This window comes from Streptomyces sp. NPDC006544 (assembly GCF_040611715.1).
GTDB lineage: Bacteria > Actinomycetota > Actinomycetes > Streptomycetales > Streptomycetaceae > Streptomyces.
Window position 1 is genome coordinate 78,439 of record NZ_JBEXOV010000023.1, and the last position, 11,607, is coordinate 90,045.

The 11,607-nt window shown below is 72.6% G+C and carries 8 protein-coding genes; all 8 read left to right on the forward strand.

Annotated elements, in window-relative coordinates; genetic code table 11:
- Positions 1-375: 375 nt before the first annotated feature.
- The 8 genes from ABZY44_RS14015 (at position 376) to ABZY44_RS14050 (ending at position 11,335) form a co-directional block, all read left to right on the forward strand.
- On the forward strand, positions 376-2,364 hold the full coding sequence (locus ABZY44_RS14015; RefSeq protein ID WP_356653324.1) for an acyl-CoA dehydrogenase family protein: 1,989 nt from the start codon (positions 376-378) through the stop codon (positions 2,362-2,364).
- A 121-nt stretch (positions 2,365-2,485) separates the two neighbouring features.
- Complete coding sequence (locus ABZY44_RS14020; RefSeq protein ID WP_356653326.1) at positions 2,486-3,865, forward strand: hypothetical protein; 1,380 nt, start codon at positions 2,486-2,488, stop codon at positions 3,863-3,865.
- Positions 3,866-3,877: 12 nt separating this feature from the next.
- Positions 3,878-5,140, forward strand: coding sequence for a 1-deoxy-D-xylulose-5-phosphate reductoisomerase (gene dxr, locus ABZY44_RS14025; protein ID WP_356653328.1), 1,263 nt, complete (start codon positions 3,878-3,880; stop codon positions 5,138-5,140).
- Positions 5,137-6,438 (forward strand): site-2 protease family protein, encoded by a 1,302-nt coding sequence (locus ABZY44_RS14030; protein ID WP_356653330.1) that lies wholly within the window; start codon positions 5,137-5,139, stop codon positions 6,436-6,438. Before dxr ends, ABZY44_RS14030 begins: the two co-directional genes overlap by 4 nt.
- A gap of 195 nt (positions 6,439-6,633) precedes the next feature.
- On the forward strand, positions 6,634-7,791 hold the full coding sequence (ispG, locus tag ABZY44_RS14035) for a flavodoxin-dependent (E)-4-hydroxy-3-methylbut-2-enyl-diphosphate synthase (RefSeq protein WP_356653332.1): 1,158 nt from the start codon (positions 6,634-6,636) through the stop codon (positions 7,789-7,791).
- 215 nt (positions 7,792-8,006) lie between these two features.
- A complete protein-coding gene (locus ABZY44_RS14040) occupies positions 8,007-8,852 on the forward strand; it encodes a GNAT family N-acetyltransferase (protein ID WP_356653334.1) in 846 nt (281 codons plus the stop codon).
- A gap of 145 nt (positions 8,853-8,997) precedes the next feature.
- A complete protein-coding gene (locus ABZY44_RS14045) occupies positions 8,998-9,570 on the forward strand; it encodes a GNAT family N-acetyltransferase (RefSeq protein WP_356653336.1) in 573 nt (190 codons plus the stop codon).
- Between the two features lie 64 nt (positions 9,571-9,634).
- Complete coding sequence (locus tag ABZY44_RS14050; protein WP_356653338.1) at positions 9,635-11,335, forward strand: proline--tRNA ligase; 1,701 nt, start codon at positions 9,635-9,637, stop codon at positions 11,333-11,335.
- The last annotated feature ends 272 nt before the right edge of the window (positions 11,336-11,607 follow it).

The following is an 11,607-nucleotide window of genomic DNA, read 5'->3' on the forward strand; positions in this document are numbered from 1 at the left end:
TCTCGGAATAGGGAGCCGGTACGCGAATCAGCGCTTCGCCACATTCGGAAGCGCACGAGACGATCCAGTTGGTGTCGGCTTCAATGATTTCGAGCTGGAATGGGAGACCTTTCATCCAACCCACCTCCGCCCCCTGGATATATTTCACACCCGATGTTTCGCAGCGTCCACTCAGGACCGGCCCTCCGCATCACCGGGGGTCGCGGGAGCGCCGGGAGCCCGCGTCCGCCCGTCAGGGGGGCTGAGGAACGCCCTGTGCGGGGGCTCAGGCCGTCCCCCTTTTACCCCCGCTTCCCCGCCGCCCGAAACGGGTACGACTCACTGGTAGCACCGACCGGTAAGCACCCCACTCTCGGCGGCGAGGTGAGTCCCCGCATGTCCGCAACACAGCCCGTACAGCCCGCACAGCCCGTTCCGCCCGCACAGCCCGCACAGCCCAAGGTGACCGAGCGCGAGGCCCGGCAGGTCGCGGAAGCGGCCCGGGAGCAGGGCTGGCAGCGCCCCAGCTTCGCCAAGGAGCTGTTCCTCGGACGGTTCCGGCTCGACCTGATCCATCCCCATCCGCTCCCCGCCGACGAGGACGTCCGGCGCGGCGAGGCCTTCCTGGCGCGGCTGCGGGAGTTCTGCGAGAGCGCCCTCGCCGACGGGCTCGCGGCCCGCATCGAGCGCGAGGCGAAGATCCCCGACGAGACCGTGCGCGGGCTGAAGGAGCTCGGCGCGCTCGGCATGAAGATCGACCCGAAGTACGGGGGCCTCGGCCTCACCCAGGTGTACTACAACAAGGCGCTCGCCCTCGTCGGCTCCGTCAGCCCCGCGATCGGGGCCCTCCTCTCCGCCCATCAGTCGATCGGCGTGCCCCAGCCGCTGAAGATGTTCGGCACGCAGGAGCAGAAGGACACCTACCTGCCGCGCTGCGCGACCACCGCCATCAGCGCCTTCCTCCTCACCGAGCCGGACGTCGGCTCCGACCCGGCGCGCCTGGCCACCACGGCCGTCCCGGACGGGGAGGACGCCTACGTCCTGGACGGCGTGAAGCTCTGGACCACCAACGGCGTCGTCGCCGACCTGCTCGTCGTCATGGCCAGGGTCCCCCGGAGCGAGAACCACCGGGGCGGGATCACCGCCTTCGTCGTCGAGGCGGACTCGCCCGGCATCACCGTCGAGCACCGCAACGCCTTCATGGGCCTGCGCGGCCTGGAGAACGGCGTCACCCGCTTCCACCGCGTGCGGGTCCCGGCCGCCCAGCGCATCGGCGCCGAGGGCGCCGGCCTGAAGATCGCGCTGACCACCCTGAACACCGGCAGACTGTCCCTGCCCGCCATGTGCGTCGGCGCCGGCAAGTGGTGCTTGAAGATCGCCCGTGAGTGGTCCGGGGCCCGCGAGCAGTGGGGACGGCCCGTCGCGCGGCACGAGGCGGTCGCCGTGAAGATCTCCTTCATCGCGGCTACCACCTTCGCCCTGGAGGCCGTGGTCGACCTGGCCTCGCAGATGGCCGACGAGGACCGCAACGACATCCGGATCGAGGCCGCCCTCGCCAAGCTCTACGGCTCCGAGATGGCCTGCCTGATGGCCGACGAACTGGTCCAGATCCGCGGCGGCCGGGGCTTCGAGACCGCCGAGTCGCTGGCGGCCCGCGGCGAGCGGGCCGTCCCGGCCGAACAGATGCTCCGCGACCTGCGCATCAACCGGATCTTCGAGGGCTCCACCGAGATCATGCACCTGCTGATCGCCCGCGAGGCCGTGGACGCCCACCTGTCGGTCGCCGGCGACCTCATCGACCCCGACAAGGCGCTGGGCGACAAGGCGAAGGCCGGTGCCCGGGCCGCCGGGTTCTACGCCCGCTGGCTGCCCCAGCTGGCCGCCGGGGCCGGCCAGGTCCCCGGCACCTACCGGGCCTTCCACCCCGCCGGACACCCCGACCTCGCCACCCACCTGCGCCATGTGGAGCGCGCCTCCCGCAAGCTCGCCCGGTCGACCTTCTACGCCATGTCCCGCTGGCAGGGCCGCATGGAGACCAAGCAGGCGTTCCTCGGCCGGATCGTCGACATCGGCGCCGAGCTGTTCGCCATGAGCGCGGCCTGCGTGCGCGCCGAACACCTGCGGGCCACCGGCGACCACGGCCGCGAGGCCTACCAGCTGGCCGACGCCTTCTGCCGGCAGTCCCGGCTGCGGGTGGACGAGCTCTTCGGCCGCCTCTGGGACAACACCGACGACGTGGACGGCAAGGTGGTCGCGGGCGTCCTGAGCGGGACCTACGCCTGGCTGGAGGAGGGCGTCGTCGACCCGTCCGGCGACGGACCGTGGATCGCCGACGCCACCCCCGGACCGTCGACGCACGAGAACGCGCACCGGCCGATCCGCTGACCGGTCCGGAGACCGATCCGCCGTCTGCCCGCCGCCCCCCCGCCGACCTGCGATCATCGCCGGACACCGGGCGGATGTACGAGGCTGGTGGCAGGCGGCGGACACGGCGAGGAACGCGACGATGGACCAGCACAAGGACAGCAGAAGGCTCGCCTGGTGCGTGGCGCTCGTGCTGCGCCACGCACCGGAGCACGTCGCGGGCAGCCTGATCGGTCGCCTGACGACCGCCGCCCGCACCTACCTCACCCGGGACCAGTGGCTGCCCGCGTCCGCCGTCAGCCTCCTGCTCCGCGACGGCAGCGACGAGGACCGCCGGTCCGTGGCCCGCAACCCCCACGTCCTCGGCCGCCCGCTGCCCGGCCTGCCCGGCCCCGCCCGGTACGACGCCCGCCGGACCCCGCCCGCGCTCCTGCCCGTCCTGCGCACCGAACTCGGCCGGGACCCCGCCGCCGGCCGGGTCCTGCGCGCCGGACCCGGCGGGGACCCCGCGGCCGGCCGGACCCCGGCCGACGAGGCACCCCTGACCACCGAAGAGCTGCTCGTGCTGCTGCGCCGGCACGGCACGCACCGGCCGAGGATCCCGCTCGACGTCCTGGCCCTGCCGCACGAGGCCGACCCCGAACTGCTCTGGTTCGCGCACGCCCGGGAACCGCTGCCGCCCGGCTCGGTCGAGGCCCTGCTGCTCCGCGGCGGCCTGCCCCTGCGGGCCGCCCGCGGACTGCTCGACGTCCACACGGCCCGGACGCACGGCCGCTCCTGGTACCGGCCCGCCGTCCGCGCCGTCCGGATGGGCCTGGTCACCCCGTCCGAGCTGGTGGACGACGTGCGCCCGGCCGGGCTCGCGCTGCTGCTCGCCGCCCTCCCCGTGACCCGCGGACTGCGCTGGACCCTCTCCGAACTGGCCGGCATGCACACGGCCCTGCGGCGTGCCCTGGCCCCGCTGGGCGACGACCCCCGCCTGTGGGCCGAGCTGCTGCGCCACGCCCACTCCTTCCCCGGCCCGCTCACCGACCTCGTGGCCCGGACGGCGGCCGGCACGCTGTCCGAGCCGCCGGACGGGCCGGCGCTGCCCGGGCTGGACCGGGCCGTGGCCCGCCTCGCCCCGAAGGCCGCGCGGCCCTCCGGGGGAGTGGAGCGCGAACTCGCCCTGGCCAGCCTCGCCGTACCCATGGAGACCGTCGAGGAGGACATCCGCTGGGTCCGCGACTGCCTGGACCGCGGCCTGCTCACCGGGGTCGACGTGATCCGGCACAAGCTTCCGGCGGTCTGGGCCCTGGACGAGGAGCACTGGCTCGGCGCCATCGACCACCCCGACCGGTACGACCGGCCGGAGGCGGTGCTCGCCGCCCGTGCCGAGGCGGACCGGCTGTTCACCGTGGCCCTCGGCGAGGACCCGGACGCCTGGTGGCGGGCCGCGAGCACGCTCCCGGACTTCGCCGGCACGCTCCCGCACCTCCTGCTGCGGGTCACGGAAGGGGGCTCCGTGCCCCATCACCCTTGAGTTGCGGCAACAATGGGGGGCATGAGCGACCGTCCATCCCCCCTCGCCGACCCGCACCTCCTCTTCGATCCCGCGGCCGGCCGGCGGGACATCGTCATCCTCGGCTCCACGGGTTCCATCGGGACCCAGGCCATCGACCTCGCGCTGCGCCATCCGGACCGGTTCCGGGTCACCGCGCTGTCCGCCGCCGGCGGACGGGTCGCCCTGCTGGCCGAGCAGGCCAGGCAGCTGCGGGTGAAGACCGTGGCCGTCGCGCGCGAGGACGCCGTACCGGCCCTGAAGGAGGCGCTGGACGCCCGGTTCGGCGCCGGTGAGCCGCTGCCCGAGATCCTCGCCGGGCCGGACGCCGCGACGGAGCTCGCCGCCTCCGAGTGCCACACCGTCCTCAACGGCATCACCGGTTCCATCGGTCTCGCGCCCACCCTCGCCGCGCTGCGGGCCGGCCGGACCCTCGCCCTCGCCAACAAGGAGTCGCTGATCGTCGGCGGCCCCCTGGTGAAGGCCCTGGCCAGGCCCGGCCAGATCATCCCGGTCGACTCCGAGCACGCGGCGCTCTTCCAGGCGCTCGCGGCCGGCACCCGCGCGGACGTCCGCAAGCTCGTGGTCACCGCCTCCGGCGGCCCCTTCCGCGGCCGCACCCGCGCCGAGCTCGCCACGGTCACGGTCGAGGACGCCCTCGCGCACCCCACCTGGGCCATGGGACCGGTGATCACCGTCAACTCGGCGACCCTGGTCAACAAGGGGCTGGAGGTCATCGAGGCGCACCTGCTCTACGACATCCCCTTCGAGCAGATCGAGGTCGTCGTCCACCCCCAGTCCTACGTGCACTCGATGGTGGAGTTCACGGACGGTTCCACGCTCGCCCAGGCCACCCCGCCCGACATGCGCGGTCCGATCGCGATCGGCCTCGGCTGGCCCGAGCGGATCCCGGACGCGGCCCCCGCCTTCGACTGGACCAAGGCCTCGACGTGGGAGTTCTTCCCGCTGGACACCGAGGCCTTCCCCTCGGTGGGCCTGGCCCGGCACGTCGGTACCCTGGGCGGCACCGCGCCCGCCGTGTTCAATGCGGCGAACGAGGAGTGCGTGGAGGCGTTCCTGGCCGGTCGGCTGCCGTTCACAGCAATCATGGATACCGTCGCTGCCGTGGTCGATGAGCACGGAACCCCCGCCGCGGGAACTACCCTCACGGCCCAGGACGTCCTTGAAGCGGAGACCTGGGCCAGGGCCCGGGCACAGGAGACGGCGGCACGGGCCGCAGTGGAGGCGCGCGCATGACCATACTGCTGACCTTGATCGGCGTGCTCGTCTTCGTGGTCGGGCTGCTCGTCTCCATCGCCTGGCACGAGCTCGGCCACCTCTCGACGGCCAAGCTCTTCGGCATCCGCGTGCCCCAGTACATGGTCGGCTTCGGCCGGACCGTCTGGTCGCGCAAGAGGGGCGACACCGAGTACGGGATCAAGGCCATCCCGATGGGCGGGTACATCCGCATGATCGGGATGTTCCCCCCCGGTGAGGACGGCAGGGTCACCGCCCGCTCGACGTCGCCGTTCCGGTCGATGATCGAGGACGCGCGCTCGGCGGCGTACGAGGAGCTGCAGCCGGGCGACGAAACGCGGCTCTTCTACACGCGCAAGCCGTGGAAGCGCGTGATCGTGATGTTCGCCGGACCCTTCATGAACCTGGTCCTGGCCATGGTGATCTTCTTCGGCGTCTGGATGACCTTCGGGGTGCAGCAGACGACCACCACGGTCGCCGGCGTCTCGGACTGCGTCCTCAGCCAGAGCGAGAAGCGCGACGTCTGCAGGGACGGCGACCCGGTGGCCCCCGGCAAGGCCGCCGGCCTGCGGGCGGGCGACAAGGTCGTCGCCTTCGACGGGAAGCGGATCGCCGACTGGGAGGCCCTCCAGAAGACCATCCGCAACACCATCGGGCCCGCCACCATCACCGTCCTGCGCGACGGCCAGGAGGTGAAGCTCGACGCGAGCCTCGTGGAGAACCGGGTCGGCAGGACCGACGGGCACGGCGGCTACGTCAAGGGCGAGTACGTGTCGGCCGGCTGGCTCGGCTTCAGCCCGAAGACCGTGATCGCCCCGCTCAGCTTCGGCGCGTCGGCGGAGCGCGTCGGCGAGGTCGTCGAGAGCAGCGTCCAGGGCCTGGCCAATCTCCCCGGCAAGATCCCGGCGCTGTGGAACTCCGTCTTCAACGGAGCCGAGCGCGAGGCCGACTCCCCGATGGGCATCGTCGGCGCGGCCCGGATCAACGGCGAGATCGCGACGCTGGACATCCCGACCGACCAGCGGATGTCGATCATGCTGAACGTCCTCGGCATGTTCAACCTCTCCCTCTTCCTGTTCAACATGCTGCCCCTGCTGCCGCTGGACGGCGGGCACATCGCGGGCGCCCTGTGGGAGTCGGTGCGGCGCAACCTGGCGCGGGTGTTCCGGCGTGCCGACCCGGGCCCCTTCGACGTGGCGAAGCTGATGCCCGCCGCGTACGTGGTGGCCGGCGTCTTCGTCTGCTTCACACTGCTGGTCCTCGCGGCCGACGTGGTGAACCCCATCAAGATCACCTGATACCGGGCGGCTTCGGGGACCCGCCGCCACCCCTACACGAAGGACCGGGGAGCCGGGCACACATCGTGCCCGGCTCCCGACGTTCGAGTGGCGCGGCATGCGCGATGCACGGTGCGGGCGCTGATTGGCGTAATCTCGAAGGCTGGAGCCCGCCGATCTCGGGACCTTGATCCACACCTTGGGGTTGCACAGCAGATGACTGCCATCTCTCTCGGAATGCCGGCCGTGCCGACGAAGCTTGCCGACCGCAGGGTCAGCCGCAAGATCCAGGTCGGCTCGGTGGCCGTCGGCGGAGACTCACAGATCTCGGTGCAGTCGATGACGACCACCAGGACCTCCGACATCGGCGCCACGCTCCAGCAGATCGCAGAGCTGACCGCCTCGGGCTGCGACATCGTGCGCGTCGCCTGCCCGACGCAGGACGACGCCGACGCCCTCGCCGTGATCGCGAAGAAGTCGAACATCCCGGTCATCGCCGACATCCACTTCCAGCCGAAGTACGTGTTCGCCGCGATCGACGCCGGCTGCGCCGCCGTCCGCGTCAACCCCGGCAACATCAAGCAGTTCGACGACAAGGTCAAGGAGATCGCGCGGGCCGCCAAGGACGCGGGCACGCCGATCCGGATCGGTGTCAACGCCGGCTCCCTCGACGCGCGACTGCTCAAGAAGTACGGCAAGGCCACCCCCGAGGCGCTGGTCGAATCCGCGCTGTGGGAGGCCTCCCTCTTCGAGGAGCACGGCTTCAGCGACATCAAGATCTCGGTCAAGCACAACGACCCGGTCGTCATGGTCAACGCCTACCGCCAGCTGGCCGCCCAGTGCGAGTACCCGCTGCACCTCGGCGTCACCGAGGCCGGCCCGGCCTTCCAGGGCACCATCAAGTCCGCCGTGGCCTTCGGCGCGCTGCTCTCCGAGGGCATCGGCGACACGATCCGCGTCTCGCTGTCGGCCCCGCCGGTGGAGGAGATCAAGGTCGGCCGCCAGATCCTGGAGTCGCTGAACCTCAAGCCGCGCCGCCTGGAGATCGTCTCCTGCCCGTCCTGCGGCCGTGCGCAGGTGGACGTCTACAAGCTGGCCGAGCAGGTGACGGCGGGCCTGGAGGGCATGGAGGTCCCGCTGCGCGTCGCGGTCATGGGCTGCGTCGTCAACGGCCCCGGCGAGGCCCGCGAGGCCGACCTGGGCGTCGCCTCGGGCAACGGCAAGGGCCAGATCTTCGTGAAGGGCGAGGTCATCAAGACCGTCCCCGAGTCGAAGATCGTCGAGACCCTCATCGAAGAGGCGATGAAGATCGCCGAGCAGATGGAGAAGGACGGCGTGATGTCGGGCGAGCCGACGGTCGCGATCGGCGTGTAGTCCGCCGTCGTCCGCAGACGGGCCCGGAACGGCAAGGCCGTCCCGGGCCCCTCGCGTACCCGGCCCCTCGCGTACCCGGGCCCCGACCGGCCGTTCCGGCGTCCCGGTGTCCCGTCACGTACGGGGACGGACCGCATCCCGAAGGGGGCACCCGGCATCCGCGCGCCACGCCGAGTACAGTGCGGAGATCAGCAGACTTGCATGGTGAGGCCCCAGTGTTGACGCAGACCACCACCCGGGTCCTCGAGCCCAGTGATCTTGACGCCGCGCTCGAGATCCTCGGTCGCGACCCGGTCGCGAACGCCTTCGTCACTTCCCGGGTCCAGGTCGCGGGGCTCGACCCCTGGCGCCTGGGCGGCGAGATGTGGGGCTTCTACGTCGACGGCGAGCTCCGCTCGCTCTGCTACGCCGGCGCCAACCTCGTCCCCGTCTGCGCCGGTCCCGACGCCGTACGGGCCTTCGCCGACCGGGCCCGCCGCACCGGCCGCCGCTGCTCCTCCATCGTGGGTCCCCTCGCGGCCACCCGGCTGCTGTGGCAGCTCCTGGAGCCCAGCTGGGGCCCGGCCCGCGACGTCCGCTCCCACCAGCCGCTCATGATCACCGAGCAGCGCTCCCGCGAGGTCGCGCCGGACCCGCTGGTCCGCCGCATCCGCAAGGAGGAGCTGGACCTGATCATGCCCGCCTGCGTGGCCATGTTCACCGAGGAGGTCGGCATCTCCCCGATGGCCGGCGACGGCGGACTGCTGTACCAGGCCCGGGTGGCCGAGCTGGTCGCAACCGGCCGTTCCTTCGCCCGCGTCGAGGACGGCAAGGTCGTCTTCAAGGCCGAAATCGGTGCGGTGACCCCCCGCGCCTGCCAGGTCCAGGGCGTCTGGGTGGACCCCGAGTTCCGCGGCCGAGGGCATTCCGAGACGGGGATGGCCGCCGTGGTCGCGTACGCGCTGCGCGACGTGGCCCCCGTGGTCAGCCTCTACGTGAACGACTTCAACACCGCGGCCCGTGCCTCCTACCGCCGCGTCGGCTTCCGCGAGGTCGGCGCGTTCATGAGCGTCCTGTTCTGAACGTCCTGTCCACGTGCCGCGATCCGAGCGCCGCGGCCGTCCGTCCCGTTCCGGACGTCTTGTTCCGGGCGCCCGGCCGCGAGCCCGCCGGCCGGGCCCCGCGATGGCATCCCCGCAGGCCGGGGGAGGCCAGTAAGGTCGCCGCATGCTGTCAACTCCCGGGGGAGAAGACCCCGACCGGCCCGCCGGACTACGGATCGGGCACCTCGACCTCGTCGGCCGCGTCGACGAGGCCCTGCACGTGCAGGCCCTGGCCTTCGGGCTCAGCGAGGAGGAGGTCGCCATCCGGCGCTTCATCGTGCAGCGCCACATGGGCTGCCCCGGCGCCCGCGCGCTCGGCGCGTTCACCGCGGACGGGGTGCTGGCCGGCTTCGTCTACGGCATGCCCAACGACCGCGCCCACTGGTGGTCCGGGGTCGTCGAGCCGTACCTGCGGGCTCACGACCACGACGGCTGGCTCGACGGCTCCTTCGTGATCACCGAACTGCACGTCCACCCCGGCTTCCAGGGCCACGGGGTCGGCCGCGCCCTCATCACCCGGATCACCGACACCGCGGCCGAACCGCGCTCGATCCTCTCCGCGATCGACACCGAGAGCCCGGCCCGCGGCCTCTACCGGTCGCTCGGCTACGAGGACCTCGCCCGCCGCGTCCTGTTCCCGAGCGCGAGCCTCCCGTACGCCGTGATGGGTGCCCCGCTGCCGCTGCGCAGGCACTGACCGACGGCCCCGCGGTCCCGAATCCCGTTTCCGGGGTCCGGGCGGCCCCTTGTAGCCTCTCGACATGTCGACGCAACAAGTGCAGCGTATGTCCCGTCTCATGGCCAAGACCCTCCGTGAGGACCCGGCCGACGCCGAGACCCTCAGCCACCGCCTCCTCGTCCGGGCCGGATACGTCCGGCGCAGCTCCGCCGGGGTGTGGACCTGGCTGCCGCTCGGCAAGCGGGTGCTGGACAACGTCTCGCGCGTCGTCCGCGAGGAGATGGACGCGATCGGCGCCCAGGAGGTGCTGCTCCCGGCGCTGCTGCCCAAGGAGCCGTACGAGATCAGCGGGCGCTGGTCGGAGTACGGGGACCTGCTCTTCCGGCTCAAGGACCGCAAGGGTGCGGACTACCTGCTCGGCCCCACCCACGAGGAGATCTTCACCCTGCTGGTGAAGGACCAGTGCACGTCCTACAAGGACCTGCCGGTCATGCTCTACCAGATCCAGACCAAGTACCGGGACGAGGCGCGGCCCCGGTCCGGCGTCCTGCGCGGCCGCGAGTTCCAGATGAAGGACTCGTACTCCTTCGACGTGTCGGACGAGGGCCTGGCGGAGTCGTACGCCCTCCACCGCGCGGCCTACCGGCGGATCTTCGAGCGGCTCGGCCTCGACCACCGGATCGTCTCGGCGGTGTCGGGTGCGATGGGCGGCTCGGCCTCGGAGGAGTTCCTGGCCCCGGCCCAGGCCGGCGAGGACACCTTCGCGGACTGCCCGGCCTGCGACTACGCGGCCAACACGGAGGCGGTGACCTTCGCCCTGACGGCGGCCGGGGGCGACCACGCCCCGCTGGAGGAGGTCCCCACCCCCGACACCCCGACCATCGAGAGCCTGGCCGCGTACCTCGGCGTCCCCGCGTCGGCGACGCTGAAGAACCTCCTCGTCAAGGTGGACGGGGAGATCGTCGCCGTGGGCGTGCCCGGCGACCGGGAGGTCGACCTCGGCAAGCTCGGCGAGCACCTGGCCCCCGCCGTCGTGGAGTTGGTGACGGCGGAGGACTTCGCCGACCGGCCCGACCTCGTACGGGGCTACGTGGGCCCGCAGGGTCTGGACAAGGTCCGCTTCCTGGCCGACCCCCGGGTCGCGCCGGGCACATCCTGGGTGACGGGGGCCAACAAGGCGGACACGCACGCCCGCAACGTGGTCTGCGGGCGGGACTTCGAGGTGGACCGCTACCTGGACGTCGTGGTCGTCGAGCCGGGCGACCCCTGCCCCTCGTGCGGCGCGGGGCTGCGGCTGGACCGGGCGATCGAGATCGGTCACATCTTCCAGCTGGGCCGCAAGTACGCGGACGCCTTCGGCCTCGACGTCCTCGGCAAGGAGGGAAAGCCGGTCAGGGTCACGATGGGGTCGTACGGCATCGGCGTCTCCCGGGCGGTGGCCGCGCTGGCCGAGCAGACGGCGGACGAGCGGGGCCTGTGCTGGCCGGCGGCGGTCGCCCCGGCGGACGTGCACGTGGTGGCCGCGGGCAAGGCGGTACCGCTCGCGCTCGCCGAGTCGGCGGCGCAGTCGCTGGCCGGCTCGGGGCTGCGGGTCCTGCTGGACGACCGGCCGGGCCTGTCCCCGGGCGTGAAGCTCACGGACGCGGAGCTCATCGGCGTCCCCTGGATCCTCGTCGCGGGCCGCCGTTCGGCCGAGTCGGTCGTCGAGCTCCAGAACCGCGCCACGGGCACCCGCGAGGAGCTGCCGCTCGAGGAAGCCCTCGCCCGCCTGGCCCAGGCTTAGGGGGGACGGCGGGGCCGCGCGTCGGCCCCGCGGTCCTACGGCTCCGCGCCCGGCCTTCCCGCCCCTGCGGCGTCCGAGGACCGGGTCCGGACAGGGCCCGGGGACAGGGCCCGGGGAACGGAGGCGGGGCGGGGCGCAGGCGCGTGCCCCCGCGCCGCGGTCAGCTCCCCGCGGGCTCGTCGTCCCGCGGTGCGGCGGCCGGGGCCGGGCCCTCGCCCGGGGCGCCCGCGTGGGCATCGCCGCCCGGGGCGCGGGCGTGGGTGTGGCGGCCC